Origin of the sequence: Sphingomonas sp. (genome assembly GCF_051962185.1) — a bacterium.
Classification (GTDB): domain Bacteria; phylum Pseudomonadota; class Alphaproteobacteria; order Sphingomonadales; family Sphingomonadaceae; genus Sphingomonas.
Window position 1 is genome coordinate 1 of sequence record NZ_JBQCCN010000234.1, and the last position, 22,410, is coordinate 22,410.

20 protein-coding genes and 1 pseudogene are annotated in these 22,410 nt (G+C 66.6%); 12 read left to right on the forward strand and 9 right to left on the reverse strand.

From position 1 onward, the window contains the following. On the reverse strand, positions 1-317 hold a 317-nt coding region (locus ACTHJR_RS14890), incomplete at its 3' end, for a hypothetical protein (RefSeq protein ID WP_440524026.1). Here ACTHJR_RS14890 and pspF point away from each other — a divergent pair. From pspF to ACTHJR_RS14915, 5 genes are all read left to right on the forward strand, one after another. Next, the gene (gene pspF, locus ACTHJR_RS14895) at positions 316-1,323 is read left to right on the forward strand and encodes a phage shock protein operon transcriptional activator (protein WP_440524027.1); all 1,008 of its coding nucleotides are present in this window, start codon (positions 316-318) and stop codon (positions 1,321-1,323) included. The genes ACTHJR_RS14890 and pspF overlap by 2 nt on opposite strands. A 119-nt stretch (positions 1,324-1,442) precedes the next feature. After that, positions 1,443-2,048: a superoxide dismutase gene (locus ACTHJR_RS14900; RefSeq protein ID WP_440524028.1), complete on the forward strand. Its 606-nt coding sequence runs from the start codon at positions 1,443-1,445 to the stop codon at positions 2,046-2,048. Between the two features lie 394 nt (positions 2,049-2,442). Further along, a complete protein-coding gene (locus tag ACTHJR_RS14905; RefSeq protein ID WP_440524029.1) occupies positions 2,443-2,829 on the forward strand; it encodes a DUF2946 family protein in 387 nt (128 codons plus the stop codon). 92 nt (positions 2,830-2,921) lie between these two features. Further along, positions 2,922-4,958, forward strand: a complete 2,037-nt coding sequence (locus ACTHJR_RS14910) for a TonB-dependent receptor (protein WP_440524030.1) — start codon at positions 2,922-2,924, stop codon at positions 4,956-4,958. A 53-nt stretch (positions 4,959-5,011) separates the two neighbouring features. After that, positions 5,012-5,404: a MerC domain-containing protein gene (locus ACTHJR_RS14915; RefSeq protein ID WP_440524031.1), complete on the forward strand. Its 393-nt coding sequence runs from the start codon at positions 5,012-5,014 to the stop codon at positions 5,402-5,404. A gap of 153 nt (positions 5,405-5,557) precedes the next feature. Here ACTHJR_RS14915 and ACTHJR_RS14920 read toward each other — a convergent pair whose 3' ends face one another. The 6 genes from ACTHJR_RS14920 to mtaB all read right to left on the reverse strand — a co-directional run bounded on the left by ACTHJR_RS14920 (position 5,558) and on the right by mtaB (position 14,451). Beyond that, positions 5,558-9,577, reverse strand: coding sequence for an amino acid adenylation domain-containing protein (locus ACTHJR_RS14920; protein WP_440524032.1), 4,020 nt, complete (start codon positions 9,575-9,577; stop codon positions 5,558-5,560). Between the two features lie 508 nt (positions 9,578-10,085). Next, entirely contained in the window at positions 10,086-11,027 is a 942-nt protein-coding gene (locus ACTHJR_RS14925) for a cation diffusion facilitator family transporter (protein ID WP_440524033.1), read from the reverse strand. A gap of 33 nt (positions 11,028-11,060) precedes the next feature. Beyond that, on the reverse strand, positions 11,061-11,378 hold the full coding sequence (locus ACTHJR_RS14930) for a hypothetical protein (protein WP_440524034.1): 318 nt from the start codon (positions 11,376-11,378) through the stop codon (positions 11,061-11,063). Between the two features lie 186 nt (positions 11,379-11,564). Further along, the gene (locus ACTHJR_RS14935; protein ID WP_440524035.1) at positions 11,565-12,248 is read right to left on the reverse strand and encodes an inner membrane-spanning protein YciB; all 684 of its coding nucleotides are present in this window, start codon (positions 12,246-12,248) and stop codon (positions 11,565-11,567) included. Then, positions 12,245-13,180 carry a signal recognition particle-docking protein FtsY gene (ftsY, locus tag ACTHJR_RS14940; RefSeq protein WP_440524036.1) on the reverse strand — a complete coding sequence of 312 codons (936 nt, stop codon included), beginning with the start codon at positions 13,178-13,180 and terminating at the stop codon, positions 12,245-12,247. Before ftsY ends, ACTHJR_RS14935 begins: the two co-directional genes overlap by 4 nt. After that, entirely contained in the window at positions 13,177-14,451 is a 1,275-nt protein-coding gene (gene mtaB, locus ACTHJR_RS14945) for a tRNA (N(6)-L-threonylcarbamoyladenosine(37)-C(2))-methylthiotransferase MtaB (protein ID WP_440524037.1), read from the reverse strand. Before mtaB ends, ftsY begins: the two co-directional genes overlap by 4 nt. Between mtaB and ACTHJR_RS14950 the strand changes: the two genes are divergently transcribed. Further along, positions 14,450-15,028, forward strand: coding sequence for a DUF924 family protein (locus ACTHJR_RS14950; protein ID WP_440524038.1), 579 nt, complete (start codon positions 14,450-14,452; stop codon positions 15,026-15,028). The two genes, mtaB and ACTHJR_RS14950, sit on opposite strands and share 2 nt — an antisense overlap. On the opposite strand, the gene ACTHJR_RS14955 is transcribed toward ACTHJR_RS14950, so the two are convergent. Beyond that, positions 15,003-16,613, reverse strand: coding sequence for a putative bifunctional diguanylate cyclase/phosphodiesterase (locus tag ACTHJR_RS14955; protein WP_440524039.1), 1,611 nt, complete (start codon positions 16,611-16,613; stop codon positions 15,003-15,005). The two genes, ACTHJR_RS14950 and ACTHJR_RS14955, sit on opposite strands and share 26 nt — an antisense overlap. Before the next feature lie 318 nt (positions 16,614-16,931). Here ACTHJR_RS14955 and ffh point away from each other — a divergent pair, with 318 nt between their 5' ends. The 5 genes and pseudogenes from ffh (at position 16,932) to ACTHJR_RS14980 (ending at position 20,828) form a co-directional block, all read left to right on the forward strand. Continuing rightward, positions 16,932-18,422 (forward strand): signal recognition particle protein, encoded by a 1,491-nt coding sequence (gene ffh, locus ACTHJR_RS14960; RefSeq protein WP_440524040.1) that lies wholly within the window; start codon positions 16,932-16,934, stop codon positions 18,420-18,422. Between the two features lie 100 nt (positions 18,423-18,522). Continuing rightward, positions 18,523-18,981: pseudogene (gene rpsP, locus ACTHJR_RS14965) on the forward strand (30S ribosomal protein S16); the annotation flags it as partial. Between the two features lie 278 nt (positions 18,982-19,259). After that, the gene (gene rimM, locus ACTHJR_RS14970) at positions 19,260-19,778 is read left to right on the forward strand and encodes a ribosome maturation factor RimM (RefSeq protein WP_440524041.1); all 519 of its coding nucleotides are present in this window, start codon (positions 19,260-19,262) and stop codon (positions 19,776-19,778) included. 2 nt (positions 19,779-19,780) lie between these two features. Continuing rightward, positions 19,781-20,101 (forward strand): hypothetical protein, encoded by a 321-nt coding sequence (locus ACTHJR_RS14975; protein WP_440524042.1) that lies wholly within the window; start codon positions 19,781-19,783, stop codon positions 20,099-20,101. 31 nt (positions 20,102-20,132) lie between these two features. Then, positions 20,133-20,828: a metallophosphoesterase family protein gene (locus ACTHJR_RS14980; protein ID WP_440524043.1), complete on the forward strand. Its 696-nt coding sequence runs from the start codon at positions 20,133-20,135 to the stop codon at positions 20,826-20,828. Between the two features lie 44 nt (positions 20,829-20,872). Here the strand turns inward: ACTHJR_RS14980 and ACTHJR_RS14985 are convergent, their stop codons facing one another. Continuing rightward, positions 20,873-21,787 carry an NAD(P)/FAD-dependent oxidoreductase gene (locus ACTHJR_RS14985; RefSeq protein WP_440524044.1) on the reverse strand — a complete coding sequence of 305 codons (915 nt, stop codon included), beginning with the start codon at positions 21,785-21,787 and terminating at the stop codon, positions 20,873-20,875. A 44-nt stretch (positions 21,788-21,831) separates the two neighbouring features. Between ACTHJR_RS14985 and trmD the strand changes: the two genes are divergently transcribed. Further along, positions 21,832-22,410: tRNA (guanosine(37)-N1)-methyltransferase TrmD (trmD, locus tag ACTHJR_RS14990; protein WP_440524045.1), on the forward strand; the 579-nt coding region annotated here is incomplete at its 3' end.

The following is a 22,410-nucleotide window of genomic DNA, read 5'->3' on the forward strand; positions in this document are numbered from 1 at the left end:
TGCTGCGTGACGGGAACCTGCTGCGGCGCCGTGTTGGCCTGCGCGATGCCGGGGCCGAGGGCCGCGAGCATCAGCGCCGAACCGCAGGCAAAGGTGCTGGCGACCACCACCAAAGTGCGACCCAGACCATTCGAAACCGACTGCATTTTCGTAACTCCCTGTATCTCGTGCCGGCCAATCCGGCGATGCCAACAGTACTGCAGGGGGCGTGCCAATTCCGAAAAGTGGCGGAAAACAGCCATTTTCGGCGAAATGCGGCCAAGCGAAACGGTTTTGCCCTTGCCAAGCATTGGCAAAATCCACCAAGTGTTGGGCATGGAGCGCACGACGCAGGTCATTGGTCAATCCGGGGTCTTTCTCGACGCGCTCGAACGCGCCAGCCGCGCCGCCGCGCTCGACCGTCCGGTGCTGGTGATCGGCGAGCGCGGAACCGGCAAGGAGCTGGTCGCCGAGCGTCTCCATCGTCTCAGCCCGCGCTGGGACCAGCCGCTGATCGTGATGAATTGCGCGGCCTTGCCCGAGACGCTGATCGAGGCCGAGTTGTTCGGGCACGAAGCGGGGGCCTTCACCGGCGCGACCAAGGCCAGGGCGGGGCGGTTCGAGGAAGCCGATGGCGGGACCTTGTTCCTCGACGAATTGGGCACGCTCAGCATGGCGGCGCAGGAACGGCTGCTGCGCGCGGTCGAATATGGCGAAGTGACGCGGATCGGCGCATCGCATCCGCTGCGCGTCGACGTCCGCATCGTCGCCGCGACCAACGAGCATCTGCCCGACAAGGTCGAGCAGAATCAGTTCCGTGCCGATTTGCTCGACCGGTTGAGTTTCGAAGTGGTGACCTTGCCGCCGTTGCGGGCGCGGCCCGGCGACGTGCCGGTGCTCGCCGACCATTTCGGCCGACGCATGGCGGCGGAAATGGCGCGCGACTGGGAAGGATTCGCGCCCGAGGCGCTCGATGCGCTGATCGATTACAAATGGCCGGGCAATGTCCGCGAGCTGCGCAATGTCGTCGAGCGTGCAGTCTATCGCTGGGAACAGGAGGGGCCGATCGGGCATATCGAATTCGACCCGTTCCAGTCACCGCACCGACCGGGCGGCAGCGGCCAGACGGCGCCGATGGTCGAACATGTCGCGGCGCCACCACCGCCGCCCGGCGAAGCCGAGCCGACCGATTTCAAGAATCGCGTGGCGCGGTTCGAGCGCGACGTGCTGACCAAGGCGCTCGCCGCCAATCGCTTCAACCAGCGCCAGACCGCCGACGCGCTGGGGCTGAGCTACGACCAACTGCGCCACGCGCTCCGCCGTCACGACCTGTTGCCGGGGTAGAAAGCGCCGTCCGCACGACGGAATCGCTTGCGCAACAAGTTCACCGGACCCATTTGGCAAGCATGGGCGTTCGGCTACCGAACTGCCCCTAGAGCCGCTCAAAAAGACGGAGGAACCTCATGGCTTTCGAACTCCCGCCGCTTCCCTATGGCTATGAATCGCTGGCGCCGACGATCAGCGAAGAAACCATGAAGTACCACCACGACAAGCACCACAAGGCCTATACCGACAACCTCAATGCCGGGGTCGCCGAGAGCGGGCTGGAGGGCAAGTCGATCGAGGATATCCTCGCTGGCGCCTCGGGCCTGTCGGCCAAGGTCCGCAACAATGGCGGTGGCTATTGGAACCACGACTTCTTCTGGAAGATCATGGGTCCGGACGGCGGCCAGCCGTCGGGCAAGCTGGCTGACGCGATCGCGGAGTTCGGCGGCCTCGACAAGCTCAAGGAAGAATTCAACGCAAAGGGCGCAGGGCAATTCGGCTCGGGCTGGGCGTGGCTGATCGCCGACGCCTCGGGCAAGCTCAAGATCACCTCGACCCCGAACCAGGACAATCCGCTGATGGACGTGGTGGCCGATCGCGGCACGCCGATCCTGGGCAACGACGTGTGGGAACACGCTTATTACCTGACCTATCGCAACGACCGCGGCGGCTATCTCAAGGCGTGGTGGGACGTGGTGAACTGGAACGAGGCGGGCCGCATCTACGACGGCGTCGTCGGCTGATTGCCGGCTTCGACAAACGAAAAGGGCTCCGCGTTGCGGGGCCCTTTTTTGTTGGCGGTAGGACCGCAGGCGCTTTTCGCGTCGCTACGATTGCCAGAAAACGCAACTCGGACTCGCGCTGTTCCACCTCATCCCGCGTCACCCCGGACTTGTCCCGGGGTCCACCGGGCCGCTCCACCAACGGCCGAGGATATTCGGCACGGTGGATGCCGGGACAAGTCCGGCATGACGGATGAAACTGGCCGTGGAGCTTCGCATCACTTCCGCGCTGGAGGGAAGAAGGTTGAACCGCGCTACCGCGCTTCGTCGCAATTATACAGCGTCCATTTGTTCGGAGCCTTGTCATCAGTGACAATGTATCATAACGCGGCCGCCGCAATACGGACTTGATGCGTTGAATCAGTGGACACGACAGAGAGCAGGGACGATCGGATCGCGATTCGCGGTCCTGTTCCTCGTGCTCGCGGTCCTGTTCCAGGGCGGCGTCATCCAGACGCACAACCATCTCGCGTCGACCGTTGCCGCAGCGAGCGGCCAGCGCGCCACGCCCGCCTCGATATCGACCGGCGCCATCGCCACGAGCGGCAAGTCGCAGCCGGTTGCGCCGCTTTGCCCGCTTTGCGAAGAGCGCGCGCTGTTCGGCAGCTACCTGCTGGCGGTGCCGCTTGCCTTCGTCGCGCCGTCCGCCACGCCGGCTTATTACGCGCCTGCCAAAGCGCTCTCCTCCGCGGCTCGCCAGGTGTCGCACGCCTGGCGCAGCCGCGCACCGCCGATCGCCTGAACCTTCCCCCATCGTAAGCGGCGGGCACGCGCTCGCCAGTCCGGGAGGCGGCAAGTGCCGCGCCCATCGAAGGTTCATGGAGTTCAATCATCATGCGGGCATTATTGCTGCTCGGCGTCGCAACCGCGGCGCTGACCCCGGCCGTCGCATACGGCCAGGACAATTCGACGCGGGACAAGGTCCCCGCCAGCGACGCTTCCGGTCGTGACGACGACAAGCGTCCCGACGCGCAGAAGGACATCGTCATCACCGCGACGCCGTTCGCGACGGACAACGATGCGACCGCCTCCATCGTCGCCAAGGTCGATCACAAGGAGATCCTGGCCAAGGGCGGGGCGAGCATCGCCGATTCGCTGGCGGACGTACCCGGCATCGCGTCGAGCGGTTTCGCCACCGGCGCGTCGCGGCCGATCGTGCGCGGGATGGACGCCACCCGCGTCCGTATCCTGGAGGATGGTGTCAGCAGTTCGGACGTGTCGGACATCGGCCCCGATCATGGCGTGCCGATCGATCCGCTGTCGGCGCGCTCGATCGAGGTCGTGCGCGGCGCCGCGACCTTGCGCTATGGCAGCCAGGCGATCGGCGGCGTGGTCAATGCGATCAACAATCGCATCCCCTCGATCCTGCCCGACAAGACGATCGACGCCGAGGCGACGGGAAGTTTCGATACCGTGTCGGACACCGGGCAGGGCTCGCTGCTGGCCGATGTGAAGGCGGGCAATCTCGCGCTTCACGCCGACGGCTTTTATCGCGATGCCGGCGATTACGACACGCCGCTCGGCACCCAGGCGAATTCGTTCTTTCGCGGCAATGGCGAGTCGATCGGCGGGTCGTATTTCTTCGGCGGCAGCCATATCGGCGCCGCGCTCACGCAATATGACGCCAAATACGGCATCCCCAGCGACACCACCTATATCGACATGAAGCAGACCAAGGTCATGACGAAATCGTCGTTCGACCTCGGCACGGGCGTGCTCAAGACGCTCAACATCGACGGCAGCTGGGCCAATTACCAGCATACCGAGAACGAACCCGACGGTACGGTCGACACTACGTTCCGCAACAAGGAATGGGATGCGCGTGCCGAATTGCTGTTCGGCAGGATGGGGCCGCTCGACAACACCGCGCTCGGCGTGGAGGTCCAGAACCGCCGCTTCTCGGCCCTGGGGCAGGACAGCAGCTATCTGTTCCCGACCAGGACGCAGAGCGAAGCGGCGTTCCTGTTCACCGAACTGCCGGTAACCGACAGTCTGAAGCTCCAGGCGAGCGGTCGTGTCGAGACGCTCGACGTGCGGGGCACGCCGCGCTCCGATGTCTTTACCAAGCGCAATTTCACGCCGGTCAGCGGCGCGCTGAGCGCTTTGTTCGACGCCACAAAGAGCTTGCGCTTCGGCCTGACCTTTTCGAGCACCGGTCGCGCGCCGGCGATCACCGAATTGTTCGCGCGCGGCGGGCATGACGGGCCCAATACGTTCGAGACGGGCGATCCCGACCTCAAGATCGAACGCGCCAATTCGATCGAAGGCACGATGCGACTGCGCGCCGGCCGCTTGCGCCTCGACGGCAGCGTCTATTCGACCTGGTTCAAGAACTACATCTACGGCGACTTGACCGGGCAGATGTGCGACGACGACGGCGTTTGCGCGCTCGGCGGCGGCGGGGACCTGAAGGAACTCGACTACCGTCAGCAGGGCGCGCATTTCTGGGGGGCGGAAGGCGAGGCCTCGTACCAGTTGATCAAGACCGGCGAAGGCGGGCTCGAGGCCAAGATGCTGGCCGATTACGTCCGCGCCACGCTGGACGACGGCAACAACGTGCCGCGCATTCCGCCGTATCGGATCGGCGGCGGCCTGTCCTGGACCAGCAACCCGGTCGATGCGAGCTTCCAGCTGATGTACGTCGGGCGGCAGGACAAGTTCGGGCTCTTCGACAGCGCGACGCCGAGCTACGTTTCGCTCGACAGCCAGGTCGCCTGGCGGCCGTTCAAGTCGATGCCCGGGATCCAATTCTCGATCGTCGGCAAGAACCTGACCAACGAAGTGCAGCGCGACGCCGCGGCGCTCAATCGCGACCAGGTAGTCATGCCCGGGCGCAACATCCGCTTCGTGGTTCGCGTCGCGACCTTCTGATCGCATGCCGCGCCGCCCGCTTCCGGCGGGCGGCGGTGGTAGGAGTATGTCACGTGACAACCAAATATGCCGATTGGGTCGAGCGCGCCGCGCTGTCGGCGTCGACCCTGTGCCTCATCCATTGCCTCGCCTTGCCGTTCGTGCTGGCGGCGCTGCCGGTGTTGTCGAGCGTGGGGACCTTGCCGGTCGACCTGCACGTCGCGATCCTCGTCTTCGCCATCCCGAGTTCGTTGATCGCGCTGGTGATCGGCCAGCGCGGCCATCTGCATGCGGCACCGCTGCTGGTTGGGATCGCCGGGCTGACGTTGCTGGCGCTCGGGGCGCTGGTGTTCGGTGCCGGCGCGCTGGAAACGCCGCTGACCGTCGCGGGCAGCCTGACGCTCGCCGGGGCGCACGTCGCCAATTGGCGCCTGCGCCATGCCGGGCATGAGCACGATTCGGCTTGAAGGTATTGCTGAATTTATCCCACCCCGGCGCAGACCGGGGCCCAGCACCGATGCATTCGGTGTGACAGGATATTCTCGCAACGCGCGCGAAACTGGGCCCCGGCCCGCGCCGCGGTGGGGCATGAGGATCGACCGTTAGCGCGTAACGCAGCGTTACGCCGCGTCCGCCATTTCGTGCCCCATCACTCGTGTCGGCACACCCTGGTAGCGCAGGCCGGGCAGCAGATGTTCGTGCTTCATGATCACGCTGTGCGCCCCGACATGCGTATTCTCGCCGATCACCGCGCCATAGAGCGGTACGGTCGAGGCGGAGATCGTGGCGCCGGCACCGATCGTCACCGTGTCGACCTTGAGCACGCGATCCTCAAACGTGTGTGCCTGAAACATCGCGGTGACGGTCGCGCCGTCGCCGATCCGGATCATGTCGGGATCGACGACTTGCGCGAATTGCGGTCCGAGCACCGCGCGCTTGCCGATCTTGAGCCCCATCGCGCGCAGATAGACCGGCAGGAGGAACGTGCCTTCCAACCCCTGCAGCAGCAGCGCGGCATATTTGGCCCAGGCGACGTAGACGAAATCCCATCGGCTGCACCAGCACGACCAGAGCGCATGCTGCCCCGGCTTGACCCGACCGATCAGCAGCCATTTGAGCGCGAGTACGATCGCGCACAACACGACCAACGGTGCCAGCGCCGCCAGCGGGATCACGACAAGCTGATAGACCAGCGGCGGGGCCGATTCCTCGTCGACCATGATCGTGTACCATAGGACCGTCAGCAGCAGCGGCACCACCGGCAAGGCGAAGCGCAGCAACTCCCAGAACAGCCGGCTGATGTAGCGGATCGCCGACGGATCGTGCGTCAGCCGGCGATCGGCCTCGACGATCTCGCGGCGCGGCAGGTCGAAACTGGGGTGACCGAAACGCGACTGGCCCCGTTCGATCAGGCTCGAATCGCCGACCGTGCCGATGCCGATCAGGATATCGTCGGGGAGCGTCTCCCCCGCCGGGATGACCGCGTGGTTGCCGAGGAACGTGTTGCGTCCCAACCGGACCGGCGCGAGCCTGACCGTTCCCTGGCGAACCTCGGCGCCGCCGAGGTAGATGCCGTCGGCGAAGAAGGTCTCCTCGCCGATCGTGATCAGTTCGGGCACGACGTCGAGGATCGTGCTGATCTCGCATTTGGCACCGATATTCATGCCGGCGAGCCGCAGCCATTTCGACCAGAACAAGGTGCCGCTCAGCCATTCGCCGGCCTGGTGCAGCATACCGGTCTTGAGCCAGACGCGGATATAGGCGGAACTCCACCGTCCGATCGTTCCGGCGCGGACGCGGCCCATCAGTCGGAACATCAACGCGGTCCACAGCAACGTCAGCGGAACGCTGACGATCGCCAGCGCGATCACCACGAGGGCGGTGCGCGAGGCGAAGACCGGATGATACATCCAGCGCCACACCTGATCGAACCCGACGCCGGCGACGCGGCACGCGCCCAGGGTAAGCAGCTCGGCGGGGAGCGCTGCGATCATCGCCGCGGCGCCCTCGGCCAGCAATAACAGCAGGCCGTGCAGCCAGGGCGCCATCTGCCGCGCGCCGGCCGGCAGCGGGGCGGCGGGGGCCACGATCCCGACCGACGCGGCGGGGATGCCGTCCCAGATCTCGCCCGGCGGGATCGAACCACCGGCGTTGAGCACCGACAATGCGGTCAGCACGCTGCCCGCGCCGATCCGGCAGTCGCCCTCGACGCCCGCGCGCACCATCATCGTCGCGCCTTGCTCGATCGTCACCGGGCCGATCACGATATCGCCGCGATCGAGCTCGATCAGGCCGACGTGCGCGTCCTGGCCGATCGCGACATCGTCGCCGATCTCGAGCAGGTCCCAGCCGCCCCGGCGCAAGTCGACGCCGCGATGGATATGGACGCGCCGGCCGATCTTCGCGCCGAGCGCGCGCAACGCGACCTGTTGGAAGATCGTGCCCTGCAACATCGCCCAGGGAATCAGCCGGGCGGCCTGGAACACCACCCAATGGCGGCAATAATAGGAACTCCATACCGGCGCGCGGATCGGGCGGTAGCGGCCGATCACCAGTTTCTTCACCGCCACGGCGAAGGCGATCGACAGCGGGACATAGAGCAGGGCGACGGCCAGCGCGATCAACGGCGCCAGCAGGATGAAAGCCGGCAGGCCGAGATCGCCGAAGATCGGCGGCAGCAGCATGAAGGCGGCGAACCAGGTCGCCCAGGCGCCGACCAGCAATTGCCCGCTCAGCCAGGCGATCTGCACGATATTGGCGAGCAACGGCCGCGCTTCGCCTTCGCGCACCAGCGGCGGTTCGTCCGCGGCGTCGGCATAAACCGGCGCGCGATCGGCGAGCTTTGCGAGGCCGCGCACGGTCCGCGCGTCGTAAATGTCGCTGACCGTGATCCATTCGGTGTGATGATGGTCGCGGAGCAACGTCACCAGCATCGCCGCGCTGAGCGAATCGCCGCCGAGATCCTCGAAGAAATCGGCTTCGACCGACACGCCGCCGGGGCGCTTCAGAATGTCGGCCATGCCGTCGGCCAACAGGCGTTCGAGATCGCTCTCGGGCGGGATCATGGTGCCGGGGTCGGGCTCGGCCGAGAAGTGCATCGTGGGGAGCGCGGCGCGGTTGATCTTGCCGCCGACCGTGATCGGGATTTCGGCGATCGTCGCGATGTCGCGCGGCACCATGTAGCGCGGCAACGTGGTGGCGAGCTGCGCCTTGAGCTCCTCGGCGTGCGGCGGGACCGCCGGGTCCTCGGGGACGATATAGGCGATCAATTCCTGCGCGCCGCGATCGTCCTGCACCCGGCATCCCGCCGCGCGCACGCCCGGCAGCGCCGCCAGCCGCGCCTCGATCTCGGCGAGTTCGACGCGATAACCGCGCAACTTGACCTGCGCGTCGATCCGCCCGTGATAGAAGAAGTCGCCATCGGCCTCGCGATGGACGAGATCGCCGGTCCGATAGATCCGCCCCAGCTCGGGATGCTCGACGAATTTCTCGGCGGTAAGCTCGGGTCGATGGCGATAGCCGCGCGCGACCCCGGCGCCGCCGATGCACAATTCGCCGCGCTCGCCGTCGGCAACCGGCTGCAAATCCTCATCGAGCGCCCAAGCCGCCATGCCCGGGATCGGCCGGCCGATGGTGATCGGCAGCCCCGCCGCGATATCGCCGCGCAGACAGGTGACCGCGCATTCGGTCGGGCCGTAGCCGTTGACCAGTCGGCGTCCCTGCGACCACAGATCGGCGATGTCGCGCGGCAACGCCTCGCCGCCGACATAGAGCAATTTGAGGTCGGGCAGGGCGGTCGCGGGTTCGCTGCACCCGCTGCTGCGAAGCAACGTCGGTGGCGGGCAGAAGACGGTCGCGCGTTCGTCGCGCAGCCAGCGGACGATATCCGGGCCGAGCCGCGCCGCGGCGTCGTCCATCACCACCAGCGCCGCGCCCGAGGCGAAGGCGAGCCAGGTTTCCTCCAGCGAGGAATCATAGGCCGCGGACGACCCCTGGATCACGCGGTCGGCCGGGCCGAGCGCGAATTCGGTCAGGTCCGACGCGATCAGGTTGGCGACGTTGCGATGCTCGATCATCACCCCCTTGGGGCGGCCGGTCGTGCCCGACGTGTAGATGACATAAGCGAGCCGGTCGGACGCCGACGCGGCGGGGAGCGCGGCGGAGGGCGGTTCGCTCGCCAGCAAGGCCGCGGTTTCGAACAACGGCGCCGCATCGCCGACCAGCGGCGCCAGCCGGGCCATGCCTTCGCCATCGGTCAGCAGCGCGACCGGCTCGGCATCCTCGACGATCTCGCGCATGCGGTTGTCGGGAAAGGAAGGATCGAGGCAGGTGAACGCGGCGCCCGCTTTGAGGACAGCGATCTGCGCGACGTACAGCAGGGGCGAGGTGCGCGGTAGCAGCAGGCCGATGATCGCCTCTCCCGCGACCAACGGCGCGAGATGGCGCGCGAGCCGGTCCGATTGCTCGGCCAGTTCGCGATAGGTCAGGATCTGGCGTTCGGCCCGCCCGCGCCCCGGCGGCACGTCGATCGCGGCGCGATCGGCATGGAGGATCGCCGGCGCATCGAGAAGAGCGTGCAGCAACCCGCCCGCGTTCGACGCGCGGGACGAAACCGATGCATCAGGGTCTTCGAATGCCATGGAATCGCCCCCGTAACGAAGGTTTGATCCGCGTCAATCGGATGCGTCCTATCCGGGTAGGACGGTTGTGGATGGCTTATCGATTCTTCCCCTGGCGAGCAGGCGATCGCCTGTGGATTGGATACGCAGCGAGGGTGATTCCGAACCGTCACGGTCAGCTTCAACCGTCATGCCGGGCTTGTCCCGGCACCACCGTGCCGCACACCCATCGGTCGTTGGTCAGACTGCGCGGTGGACCCCGGGACAAGCCCGGGGTGACGCGGGGTGAGATGGATCAGCCACAATTCCAGGCCGCGTCTTTTTTGCCAACCGTGGCGGCGCGATGAGCGCCAAGCGGTCCCGCTTGCCGCGCAAATCCATGTGCGATTGGCCTGCCGTTTACGGGGAGGTTTCCTGCAGCCTGACGAAGGGGAGGAAGCACGACGGCCATGTGTCGCCGTCCGCCCCCTCCGTCGCTTCGCGACACCTCGCACTGGCGGGGGAGGATTTAAAAATGACCGATCTGCTTCTATTCCCTGGCCAGCCCGCGCGTCTCGCCGAATTTCATCCCCGCATTCTCGTGCGGGCGGACATAAACGCGGTGGATGCTGGGGAATTCCGTCTGCAAGTCGCGCTCGATCGCCTCCACGATCCGCTCGACCTCGCCGGCGCTCAGCCGATTGTCGAAATCGACATTGACCGCCGCGACGATCTGGGTCGGGGCGTTGTGCAGCGTCATGATCTCGCCGACGCCGGTGATACCCTCGCGTGTCGCGGCGCGGCGGATGCTCCTGATCAGTTCGGGATCGGCCGCCTCACCGATCAGCAGCCCCTTGGCCTCGCGCGCCAGGAAGATCGCCACCACGCCGAGCAGCAGGCCGATCAGGACCGAGGCGATTCCGTCGAAGCGCGGATTGCCGGTCAATTGCGATAGCGCGAGCCCGACCGCCGCGATCAGGATGCCCGCCATCGCCGCGCCATTCTCGAGCAGCACGATCACGGTGGTCGCGTCCTTGGTCGACACCAGCGCCTGCAGCCAGGACTGGTCGCCGCGCGCCGCATTGAAATCGCGAAACGCCGCGACGGTCGATCCGCCTTCGAGCACGAAGGCGATCGCCAGCACGCCATAAGCGATCAGCGGCGACACCGCCGGCTCTGGCTCGATGAAGTGCATCACGCCCTCATAGACCGACACGCCGGCGCCCAGCGCGAACACCAGCAGCGCGACGACGAAGCTCCAGAAATAGAGCTCGCGACCATAGCCGCCGGGATGCAGCGCATCGGCCGGCTTGGCGGCGCGTTTCTGCCCGTACATCAGCAGCAATTGGTTGGTCGAATCGACCAGGCTGTGGACGCCCTCGGTCAGCATCGCCGACGATCCGGTGATCGCCGCCGCGACGAACTTGGCGATGGCGATCCCGACATTGGCGGCGAGCGCGATCACCAGGACGCGGGTATTGTCGGCTTTCATCGTGCGGGCATAAGCATGAAGCGATCGATCGAGCTAGCCGGCGCGTGCCGGCCGTGCGCGCGCAGACAGGCGGCGGCGGTTGGCGCGGACTTTCCGGCGATAGAGCCGCACGGCACGCTGGGCGCTCTCGATTGGGCTCGACGCCAATCCGCCGGCAACCAGGGATGCGTGCAGCTCCATCGCGGCGGACACTTTCTCCGAGGTCATCAACGACGTTTCGGTGAGCGCTCCGGCACCGCCGCCGGCGATCCTGGAGAGGCGCAAGCCGATCACCGCGGACGCCTCCCAAGCCAGCGCCCAGCTATCGAATGCCAAGCCGCTCCACGCCTCGATCGGCGATCGCGCGGTCACGAACGCGGGCCCGATATCGTTCGCCCAGCCGTCGCGTCGAGAAGAGGGATCATGGATCGCCTGGAGGTGTGGTGCATGAAAGAGAGCCCTCGGGTTTCATCCAAAACCGCACGCGCGACGCGAACGTCCGGCGCGAAAACAAAATCGCGTTGATCTCGATCAGCCGCTCTCATGCCCGACCTATGGTCACTCCGGCGGCAATTCCTTGGCCGCGGCGTCGCCGACCTCGCTCATCAGGCCGTGCTTCATCATCATCGGCACGTTGGCGAGCGCGAAGATGAAGGTCAGGGGGATCGCCCCCCAGAGCTTGAACGCGGTCCAGAAATCGAAGCTGGTCGAGCGCCACACGAGCTCGTTGAGGATCGCCATGCCGAGGAAGAACAAGGCCCAGTTGCGGGTGATCTTCTGCCAGCCGAGCGGCGACAAGCCGGGATAGGCGGTGCCGAGCAATTGCTCGAGCAGCGGTTTGCCGGTGAACACGCCGAACGCCAGGATCGCGGCGAATACGCCGTAGACGAAGGTCGGCTTCATCTGGATGAATTTGGGATCGTGGAAATAGACGGTCAGCCCGCCGAACACGAGCACGAGCGCGCCCGAGATCCACAGCATCGGCGAGATGGTGCCGAGCTTCACCCGCGACACGATCAGCGCGATCACCGTCGCCACCATGAACGCGCAGGTCGCGACGATCGCACGCGACACGACCAACGCCGACATCTGATCCAAGTCGGACAGCGAATGGCTGAACGTCGAGACCAATTTCATGGTCAGCGCCTGGGGCGCGACGAAATTGACCAGGAAGAAGATCAGCAGCGGGGCATAGTCGATCGCGAGGCGAAGGCCAGCCGTTCCGTTCTTGGTCGTGCTCATCGCACCAGCTCCTCGACGCCCGCGATGATCCGGGCGACTTCCTTGGGGTCGAACGGCCGAAGGTCGCTCAGCGTTTCGCCGACGCCGATGGCGTGGATCGGCAAGCCATATTGCTCGGCGGCCGCGACCAGCACGCCGCCGCGCGCGGTTCCGTCGAGCTTGGTCATGACGAGGCCGGTGACGCCGGCGACTTCCTTGAACACTTCGATCTGGCTGAGCGCGTTCTGGCCGGTGGTCGCGTCGAGCACCAGGATGACATCGTGCGGAGCGGCCGGATTGAGGCGGCCGAGCACGCGGCGGATCTTGGCGAGTTCGTCCATCAGCTCGCGCTTGTTCTGCAGGCGCCCGGCGGTATCGACGACCAGAGCGTCGATACCCTTTTCGGTCGCCTGCTTGACGCCTTCGAACACGATGCCGGCCGCGTCGCCGCCCTCGGCGCCCTTGATGATCGGCACGCCGACGCGCTCGGCCCAGGTCGCGAGCTGGCCGATCGCGGCGGCGCGGAACGTGTCGCCGGCGGCGAGCATCACGCCGTAATCCTGTTCGGTCAGCCAATGCGCGAGCTTGGCGATGGTGGTGGTCTTGCCCGAGCCGTTGACGCCGATGACCAGGATGACCTGCGGGCGCGGAAAGGCCTCGATCTCGAGCGGCTTGGCGACCTTGGCCAGCACCTTCTCGATTTCCTCGGCGACGACCAGGCGGATACCGAGTTCTTCCATGCCGCGCTCGAAACTGCCCTCCGCCAGCCGGTCGCGAATGCGTTTTGCGGTAGCCGGCCCCAGGTCGGACGCGATCAGCGCTTCCTCGATATCGTCGAGCGTCGTGTCGTCGAGCCGCGCGGTGCCGAGGCCGGCGAGGTTACCGACCAAGCGGTCGGAGGTGCGCTTGAACCCGCCGAGCAGGCGCTGGTGCCAGGATGGAGTGGTGCTCATTCGGTAACGGCCATTTCTCTTTCTTCGTCACCCGTCTCGTGCCCGGCTCGGGAATGGCGGATATTGGCGGAGTCGACAATGACGGGAACGATCGAGCCGACGGCATGGTCGCCGCGCAGATCGAATTCGGCGAAGCTCGCGCCGTGCCCGCGGTTGCCGGGTGCCTCGACGAGGATGTGTTGGGTCGTGCCGACCAGGCTGTTCAGCCACGCCGCCTTCCGCTTCGCCGCCGCGTCGCGCAACCGCGCGGCACGCTCGCGGCTCACCTCCAGATCGACTTGCGGCATCCGCGCGGCCGGGGTGCCGGCGCGCGGGCTGTAGGGGAAGATGTGGGCATGGACGATGTCGCAATCGTCGATCAGCTTCAGGCTGTTCGCCGCCATCGCATCGTCCTCGGTCGGGAAGCCGGCGATCAGGTCGGCGCCGATCGCGATGTCCGGCCGCGCGGTCTTGAGGCGGTCGACCAGCCGTACCGCATCGGCGCGCGTATGGCGGCGCTTCATCCGCTTGAGGATCATGTCGTCGCCCGCCTGGAGCGAGAGATGGAGGTGTGGCATCACCCGGGGCTCGCCCGCCAAAAGCTCGAACAGGCGATCGTCGATCTCGGGCGCGTCGATCGACGACAGGCGCAGGCGGGGCAGGGCGGGGACGCGGGTGAGGATGCGATCGATCAGGCTGCCCAGCGTCGGGCTGCCTGGAAGGTCGTGGCCGTAGCTGGTCAGGTCGACCCCGGTCAGCACGACTTCCCGCTTGCCCGCCGCGACGACGCGCTCGATCGCCTCGATCACCGCGCCCGCGGGCGCCGAGCGGCTGGGGCCGCGGCCGAACGGGATCGCGCAGAAGGTGCAGCGATGGTCGCAACCATTCTGCACCTCGACGAAGGCGCGCGCCTGATCGTCCGCCACCGCCAGATGCGGCGCGATCTCGGTCACACGCGCCATGTCGCCGACGATCAGCGCGTCGCTCGCCGCCCAGGCCTGCGGCAGCAACTTCTCGCCATTGCCAATCACGCGATCGACCTCGGGCATCGCCGCGAAGCTGGCCGGATCGATCTGCGCCGCGCAGCCGGTCACCGCGAGCATCGCCCCGGGCCGCGCGCGGCGCGCGCGGCGGATCGCGGCGCGGGTCTGCTTGACCGCCGCGTTGGTTACGGCACAGCTATTGACCACCACGACATCGCGATCGCCGAGCATTTGCCGGATCGTTTCGCTCTCAGCGATGTTGAGGCGGCACCCCAGGCTGATGACCTCGGGCTGCGGAAGGGAAGACATGGGCGACGATCTAGGAGGGAAGCGCGGGGAAGTCCACGACGAGGCGGCGCGCGTGCTGCGCTTCTGGTTCGAGGAACTCAGCGAGGAACAGCATTGGGTCAAGTCGATCACGCTCGACGAGGCGATCGCCGAACGGTTCGGCGCGCTGCGCCTGAAGGTGGTCGAGCGCGCGGCCTGGGGCTGGCGCGGCGCGCCGGAGACGTTGCTCGCCGCGGTCATTCTGGTCGACCAATTCTCGCGCAACATGTTCCGCGACGAAGGCGAGGCGTTCGCGCACGACGGATTGGCCCGCGAGCTGACTTTATATGGCCTGTTGCGCGGCTTCGACCGCAAGCTGCCGGCGGATCGCTGCGCCTTCCTCTACATGCCGCTGATGCACGCCGAGGATCCCGAATTGCAGAAACTCAGCATCGAGCGCTTCACGGCACTCGGCAACGAGCAGAATCTGGCGTTTGCGCACGATCACGCCGCGGTGATCGAGCGGTTCGGGCGCTTTCCCTCGCGCAATCGTGCTTTGGGCCGGCGCTCGACCGTGATCGAGCGCGAATATCTCAGCCAGCCAGGCGTCGGTTGGTAGCGGCGTCCGGCTGGGCCACTTTTTCGACGGCATCGGGCGCGATCAGCAGGCGCCGTTCGGCAAGCAGCTGACGCGCGTTTCCCACGGTCAGCGGCCGGCCATAGACATAACCCTGGCCCCGTGCGCAGCCGAGTCCGCGCAGCCGTTCCTCGATCGCCTTGTCCTCGATCCCCTCGGCAGTGATCGGCAGGTTGAGGCTGTCGCCGAGCCCGACGATCGCGTTGACGATCGCCGCGCTTTCCGGGTTGCGGTTGACCGACATGACGAAACTGCGGTCGATCTTGATACGGTCGAACGGCAAGGCGCGAAGATGCGCCAGGCTCGAATAACCCGTGCCGAAATCGTCGAGCGCGAGCTTGATGCCCTGATTCTTCAGGCTGGCGACGATCGATTGCGCCATGGCGAGATTGTCGAACAGAGAGCTTTCGGTGATCTCGATCTCCAGCCGGCTCGGCGCGAAGCCGGTCTCGGTCAGGAGCTTAATGATTTTCTGGGCGAGCCAGGGGTCCTTGAGCTGCCAGGGCGAGATGTTGACCGAGAGCTGGAGCTGCGGGTGCCAGTCGCGCGCCGCCAGGAAGGCGTGGCGCATCAGCGCCATCGACAGGTCGGCGATCATGCCGGTCTCTTCGGCGATCGGGATGAATTGCTCGGGGATCATCACGCCGCGCTGTGGATGTTCCCAGCGCGCCAGCACCTCGAATCCGGTCAGGCGACCGGTGACGAGGTCGATCTGCTGCTCGAAATAGGGGACGATCTCGCCGCGCGGGATGGCGACGCGCAGGCTGCTTTCGAGCTCGTTGCGCGCCTGCAGTTCGCGTTCCATCGAAACGTCGAACCAGGCGTGACGATTACGCCCGGCATTCTTGGCGGCGTACATCGCGATATCGGCCGAGCGCAGCAGTGCATCGATCGAGGTCGCGTCGCGGTCGCTGCGGGCGATGCCGATCGAGCAGGTGACGTGGAGATGCAGTCCCTCGACATGGAAAGGCTGGCTCATCCGCGACACCAGGCGTTCGGCAACACGCTCGACGCTGTCGGGGTTCTGGGGATCGAACAGCATGGCGCAGGCGAATTCGTCGCCGCCGAACCGCGCCGCCAGCGCGCTTTCGGGCAAGGCCGCGGCCATTTCGTCGGCCACCGCGCGCAACAGCGCGTCGCCGACGGTGTGACCGTGCATGTCGTTGACCGTCTTGAAATGGTCGAGATCGAGCATCATCAGCGCCATCGCCTTGCGGCGGCGCTGCGCGCGGACCAGCATCGCGGCGCCTTCCTCGGCCAGGCTGCGGCGGTTGAGAAAGCCGGTCAGGGGATCCTTGGACGCGAGTACATTGGCGCGTTCCTCCGCCGCGGTGCGCACCGTGACCTCATGCGCGAGGTCGCGATGGCGGCGCCAGCCGAACAGGATCAGCGCCACGTTGAGCAGCAAAGCGATGATCAGGGTCTGGTCGGTGCCCCCGCTGCGATGCAGCCAGTTGTTCAGGACCATCGACAGCACCTGGCTGCCGGTACCGATGAACATCAGGATCGCGGCTACCGTGATGGCGCCGTTCAACAGATCGCGCCGGGCCGCGGCCGGTTCGCTCATGCCCCAAATCCCCTTATGCGGGTCGCGCGTCCGCGGCCCTGTCCAGCCTTGGTGATGGCATTGCGAGGTCAAGAAGGTGTTAAGGGGACGGGGCCGGCTTGCGTTTTTCCCGCACCGCGGCTATCGGCGCCGGACCGTTCCCTTTGCGAACGTGACAGAGAGCACCCATGTGGTGACGCCGGCCGACGAGGTTTCGTCCGCCGGCGCTTTGTGCGTTTTGGGGTTCATTCTCCCCGTCACCTCAGCGAAAGCTGGGGTCTCGCGGAGGAACGGTAACAAGGAGATGCCAGCTTTCGCTGGCATGACGAGGTAGGATTTATGTTCGACAGCCTGAGCGATCGTCTTGGCGGCGTCTTCGACCGGTTGCGCGGCCGTGGCGCGCTGACCGAGGCGGACGTGCGCGCGGCGATGCGCGAAGTGCGCGTCGCCTTGCTCGAGGCGGACGTCGCGCTGCCCGTTGCGCGCGACTTCGTCGACAAGATCACCGAGGAAGCGGTCGGCCAGCAAGTGCTTCGCTCGATCACCCCGGGGCAGCAGGTCGTCAAGATCGTCCATGACGGGCTGGTCGCGATGCTCGGCGCCGACGAGAGTGAGCTCAATCTCGGCGTGACGCCGCCCGCCGTCGTGATGATGGTCGGCCTGCAGGGCTCGGGCAAGACCACCACCACCGCCAAGATCGCCAAGCGGCTGAGCAGCGGGCAGGGCGGGCGCGACCGCAAGAAGGTGCTGATGGCGTCGCTCGACGTCAATCGCCCGGCGGCGCAGGAACAGCTCGCGATTCTCGGCGAGCAGACCGAGGTCGCGACCCAGCCGATCGTGGCCGGCCAGCAGCCGGTCGACATCGCTCGCCGCGCGCTCCAGGCGGCGAAGCTCCAGGGCTTCGACGTCCTGATGCTCGATACCGCCGGGCGCCTGAACGTCGATCAGGCGCTGATGGACGAAATGAAGGCGGTCGCGGATATCGCGAAGCCGCAGGAAATCCTGCTCGTCGTCGACAGCCTGACCGGTCAGGACGCGGTCAACGTCGCGCGTTCCTTCTCGGACCAGGTGCCGCTGACCGGCGTCGTGCTGACCCGGATGGACGGCGATGCCCGCGGTGGCGCCGCTTTGTCGATGCGCGCGGTCACCGGCAAGCCGATCAAATTCGCCGGCACCGGCGAAAAGCTCGACGCGATCGAGGGCTTCCATCCCAGCCGCGTCGCCGGCCGCATCCTCGGCATGGGCGACGTCGTGTCGCTGGTCGAACGCGCCGCCGAGACGATCCAGCAGGAAGACGCCGAGCGCATGGCGCAGCGGCTCGCCAAGGGTCAGTTCGACATGAACGATCTGCGCGGCCAGCTGCAGCAGATGAAGAAGATGGGCGGCGTCGGCGCGCTGGCCGGGATGATCCCCGGCATGAAGAAGGCGCAGGCGGCGGTCGATCAGGCCGGCGGCGACAAGGTCCTGCTGCGGATGGACGCGATCATCACCTCGATGACGCCCCGGGAACGGACCAAACCCGAATTGCTCAACGCCAAGCGCAAGATCCGCATCGCCAACGGCTCGGGGACGACCGTCCAGGACGTCAACAAGTTGATCAAGATGCACCAGGAAATGGCCACGGCCATGAAGCGCATCAAGAAGATGGGCGGCCTCAAGGGCATGATGGCGATGCTGGGCAAGGGCGGTCTCGGCGGCCTGGGCAACGCGATGGGCGGGCCCGAGCTCGGGGACGCGATGAACCAGATGGGCGGGCTTCCCGGCCTGCCGGGTACGGGGGCCAAGCTGCCGCCAGGGTTCCAGAATTTCATGAACGTGAAGAAGAAATAGCCGTCACCCCGGCGCAAGCTGGGGTCTCAAGCGGCAGAGCTACAACAGAAAGATCCCGGCGGTCGCTGGGATGACGATTGAAGAAGGAAGTACAACTACCATGGCACTGAGCATTCGTCTTTCGCGCGGCGGTTCGAAGAAGCGTCCCTATTACCGTATCGTCGTCGCCGACGCCCGTTCGCCCCGCGACGGCAAGTTCATCGAGAAGATCGGCAATTACAATCCGCTGCTCGGCAAGGATGACGAGAAGCGCGTCGTGCTCGACGCCGATCGCGCCAAGCATTGGCTCGGCGTCGGCGCGCAGCCGACCGACCGCGTCGCCCGCTTCCTCGACGCCGCCGGCGTGAAGGAGCGTGTCGCGAAGAACAACCCGAACAAGGGCAAGCCCGGCGAGAAGGCCACCGAGCGCGCCGAAGAGCGTGCCGAGAAGCTGAAGGCCGCCGAGGAAGCCGCTGCCGAGGCCGCTGCCGCTCCGGCGCCCGAGCCGGCCGAGGAAGTGACCGCCGAGGCTCCGGCCGAGGGCTCGAACGAGGAAGCCGAAGCGGTGATGGCTGCCGAGGTCGAGGCTGCTACCGAAGAGCCGACTGCCGAGGCCGAGGCCGTTGCCGAAGCGACCGCCGAGGAAACCCCTGCGGTCGAGGCCGAAGCGCCTGCGGCTGAGGAAGCTCCCGCTGCCGAGGAGGCTCCGGCCGCCGAGGTCAACGAAGCCACGCCGGATAGCGACGCCGGCGACACCGGCGCCGACGAAGGCGAGAGCGCCCAGGCCCCGGCCGAGGGCTGATGTTAAGTTCCCCTCCCGCTTGCGGGAGGGACTAGGGGAGGGCATGTCGACCAAAGATGTCGCCTGAAACAAGACCTCCCCCGACCCCTCCCGTAAACGGGAGGGGAGATTCGCCCGTCACGCTGGCCGTCGTCATTGGCGCGCACGGCGTGGCGGGGGAAGTCCGCCTCAAGGTCTTCGCTGAGGACCTGAAGGCGCATAAGGCCTTCAATGGCGGCGCGCTGACGCTCAAGGCGCTGCGCGTGACGCCGCAGGGTGCGATCGCGCGCTTCGCCGAAATTCCCGATCGCACCACCGCCGAGAAATTGCGCGGTACCGAGCTCAGCGTGCCCCGGTCGGCGCTGCCGCCGCTGGGCGAGGGCGAATATTATCACGCCGATCTTATCGGCCTTCCCGCCGTATCCGATGCCGGCGAGGTGCTTGGGACGGTCATGCTAGTCGAGAATTTCGGTGCGGGCGATGTACTCGAGATCGAGCGGCCGGACGGCAAGCGCTTCATGGTGCCGATGCGGCCAGAGGCGGTACCGGAATGGAACGGCGAGCGGCTGGTCGTGGCCGCCGGCTGGGCCGGCTGATAATGAACGAATTGCTCGTCTATTTCGCGGCCTGCGTGATCACCGCGATGGCGGTACTCTCGGTCCTGCGCTGGCGTTTTCCGCACTGGGGCCTGCGCCGAACATCGATGCTGGCTGCGTTGCCCGTGCCGGCTTTGACCCTGCTGGTCTGCGCCTGGGTAGCGATCAAGACGGCGATGATACCGGCCAGCAAATGCGGCATCGACGCGTGCGGCATGGCGATGGGCTTTGCGCTGATCGTCGCGGTCATCGCTCTGATCGGCTTCGTCCTGACCTGGGCGATTGGTGCGGCGATCATGATCGCGCGGCGGAAGCGCGGATGACCTTCGCGTCATCGGCGGAAATCGTCATGGCATGAGCCGTATCGCGGTCCTGACCGATATCCATGGCAATTTGCCGGCGCTCGAAGCGGTGGTCGCCGACGCCGGCGCGCGCGGATGCACGCGATTCGCCAACCTCGGGGATTCGCTGTCGGGCCCGTTATGGCCGGCTGAGACCGCCGATTACCTGATGGCGCGCGACTGGCCGACCATCGCCGGCAATCACGAGCGGCAGTTGCTGACCGTCGATCGCGCGCGGATGAACGCCAGCGACGCCTTTACCCATGATGTGCTGGAGCCGCGACATCTCGCCTGGCTGAGGGCCTTGCCGCCCATCCTCGCGCTCGCGCCCGACATCCTGCTCTGCCACGGCACGCCGACCGACGATCTCGAGCATTTCCTCCATACGGTCGAGAATGGCGGGGCACGCGACGCGACCGACGCCGAACTGCGCGACAGGGCAGGGGATCGCCGTGACGCGTTGATCCTGTGCGGCCATACGCATCTGCCGCGCGTCCTGGCGCTGGGCGATGGCCGGACGGTCGCCAATCCCGGCGCGGTCGGGCTCCAGGCGTATGACGACGATCATCCGGCACCTTATCGTGTCGAAAATGGCGATCCTTTCGCACGCTATGCGATCGTCGAGGGCGGGCGGGTCAGGCTGCACGCGGTCGCCTATGATCACGAAACCGCCGCGCGGCGCGCCGACGCCAATGGCCGGCCCGATTGAGCGATCGGCCTCAGAACCGGCCGGATGGCGCAGGGAGCTTCGCGCTAGCGTCGGAGAGGCGCGCGCTTGGCGAGCAGGTTGCGGATCGTGGTCGCGGCGACGCCGGCCTCGCCCATCGCATGGCTGATCTGGTCGAGGCCCTTCACCACATCCCCGGCGGCAAACAGGCCGGGCACCGTCGTGCGCTGGTGAGCGTCGACTTCGAGGCAGCCATCCTCGCTCGCCGCGGCGCCGGCCGCGATCGCCAGTTCGGACCGAATGCGCGATCCGAGCGCCGGGTAGACGCTATCGAACGCGAGCCTGCCCTCGGCGGTCGAAACGAGGATCTCACCGTTCTCGAGACTGATCGGCGTACACGGCCCGTCGACATGCTCGACCCCGGCCGCGTCCAGTGCGGCACGGCTGTCATCGGCCAGATCGTGGCTGGCGCCCGGCGCGATCAAGGTCACGCGCCGTGTATAGGTGCGCAGGAACAGCGCCTCGCGCACGCCATGGTCGCCCGTGCCGATCACGCCGACATTCCTGTCGGTCACCTCATAGCCGTCGCAGATCGGGCAATAACGAAGCAGCCCCTTGGCCAGCGCGGCATCGTGCACGTCATCGGGCATGTCCGGGCGGTTGTTCACGACCCCGGTCGCGAGGAGGACGGTACGCGTCGACAGCGATCGACCCTTCACGTCGACCAGGAAATTCTCGCCGTCGGGCCGGATGGCATCAACATGCGCTTCCTCGCGCACCGCGCCGAAGCGTTCGGCCTGGCGGCGCATCAGCAGGAGCAGGTCGGCCCCCGGAATGCCGTCCGGAAAGCCGGCATGGTTGTTGGTGCGCGGGATCAGCGCCGCCCGGCTCGATCCGTTGTCGAACAGGCGGATGCGCAAGTGGAAGCGCGCGAGATAGATCGCGGCGGTCAGTCCCGCCGGCCCGGCGCCGATGATGATGCAGTCGTCGATCTCGGTCATCGCTGTCTCTTGCCAATCCCGGGCACAACGCGGATGGAGCGCGGATGTTCGCCGCGACCATTCTCACGCTCTATCCGGAGATGTTTCCCGGGCCGCTCGGCGCCTCGCTCGCCGGACGCGCGCTCGGCGAGGGCAAATGGAGCCTCGCCGCGGTCAATATCCGCGATTTCGCGACCGACAAGCACCGCACGGTGGACGACACGCCCGCGGGCGGCGGGGCGGGAATGGTGCTGCGCGCGGACGTCGTGTCGTCGGCGCTCGACAGCGTCAGCGATGGCCGCCCGATCCTGGCGATGACGCCGCGCGGGAAGCCGTTGACCCAGGCGCGCGTGCGCGAATTGGCGGCGGGACCGGGCGCGATCATCCTGTGCGGCCGGTTCGAGGGATTCGACGAGCGCCTGTTCGATGCGCGGCCGATCGAGGAAGTGTCGATCGGCGACTATATCCTGTCGGGCGGCGAGATGGGCGCGCTGGTGCTGCTTGACGCTTGCATTCGGCTGCTTCCCGGCGTAATGGGCGCGCCTTCCAGCGGAGATGAGGAAAGCTTCGAAAGCGGCCTTCTCGAATATCCGCATTATACCCGACCTGTCGAATGGGAAGGGCGCACGATCCCCGAAGTGCTG

What these genes read in the sequence shown, in the direction of transcription:
- ffh (WP_440524040.1), top strand. Translation starts at nt 16,932, where the DNA reads ATGTTCGACAGCCTGAGCGATCGTCTTGGCGGCGTCTTCGACCGGTTG.
- ACTHJR_RS14985 (WP_440524044.1), bottom strand. Translation starts at nt 21,787, where the DNA reads ATGACCGAGATCGACGACTGCATCATCATCGGCGCCGGGCCGGCGGGA.
- mtaB (WP_440524037.1), bottom strand. Translation starts at nt 14,451, where the DNA reads ATGTCTTCCCTTCCGCAGCCCGAGGTCATCAGCCTGGGGTGCCGCCTC.
- ACTHJR_RS14900 (WP_440524028.1), top strand. Translation starts at nt 1,443, where the DNA reads ATGGCTTTCGAACTCCCGCCGCTTCCCTATGGCTATGAATCGCTGGCG.
- rimM (WP_440524041.1), top strand. Translation starts at nt 19,260, where the DNA reads ATGTCGCCTGAAACAAGACCTCCCCCGACCCCTCCCGTAAACGGGAGG.
- pspF (WP_440524027.1), top strand. Translation starts at nt 316, where the DNA reads ATGGAGCGCACGACGCAGGTCATTGGTCAATCCGGGGTCTTTCTCGAC.
- ACTHJR_RS14980 (WP_440524043.1), top strand. Translation starts at nt 20,133, where the DNA reads ATGAGCCGTATCGCGGTCCTGACCGATATCCATGGCAATTTGCCGGCG.
- ACTHJR_RS14910 (WP_440524030.1), top strand. Translation starts at nt 2,922, where the DNA reads ATGCGGGCATTATTGCTGCTCGGCGTCGCAACCGCGGCGCTGACCCCG.
- ftsY (WP_440524036.1), bottom strand. Translation starts at nt 13,180, where the DNA reads ATGAGCACCACTCCATCCTGGCACCAGCGCCTGCTCGGCGGGTTCAAG.
- ACTHJR_RS14955 (WP_440524039.1), bottom strand. Translation starts at nt 16,613, where the DNA reads ATGAGCGAACCGGCCGCGGCCCGGCGCGATCTGTTGAACGGCGCCATC.
- ACTHJR_RS14925 (WP_440524033.1), bottom strand. Translation starts at nt 11,027, where the DNA reads ATGAAAGCCGACAATACCCGCGTCCTGGTGATCGCGCTCGCCGCCAAT.
- ACTHJR_RS14935 (WP_440524035.1), bottom strand. Translation starts at nt 12,248, where the DNA reads ATGAGCACGACCAAGAACGGAACGGCTGGCCTTCGCCTCGCGATCGAC.
- ACTHJR_RS14975 (WP_440524042.1), top strand. Translation starts at nt 19,781, where the DNA reads ATGAACGAATTGCTCGTCTATTTCGCGGCCTGCGTGATCACCGCGATG.
- ACTHJR_RS14950 (WP_440524038.1), top strand. Translation starts at nt 14,450, where the DNA reads ATGGGCGACGATCTAGGAGGGAAGCGCGGGGAAGTCCACGACGAGGCG.
- ACTHJR_RS14920 (WP_440524032.1), bottom strand. Translation starts at nt 9,577, where the DNA reads ATGGCATTCGAAGACCCTGATGCATCGGTTTCGTCCCGCGCGTCGAAC.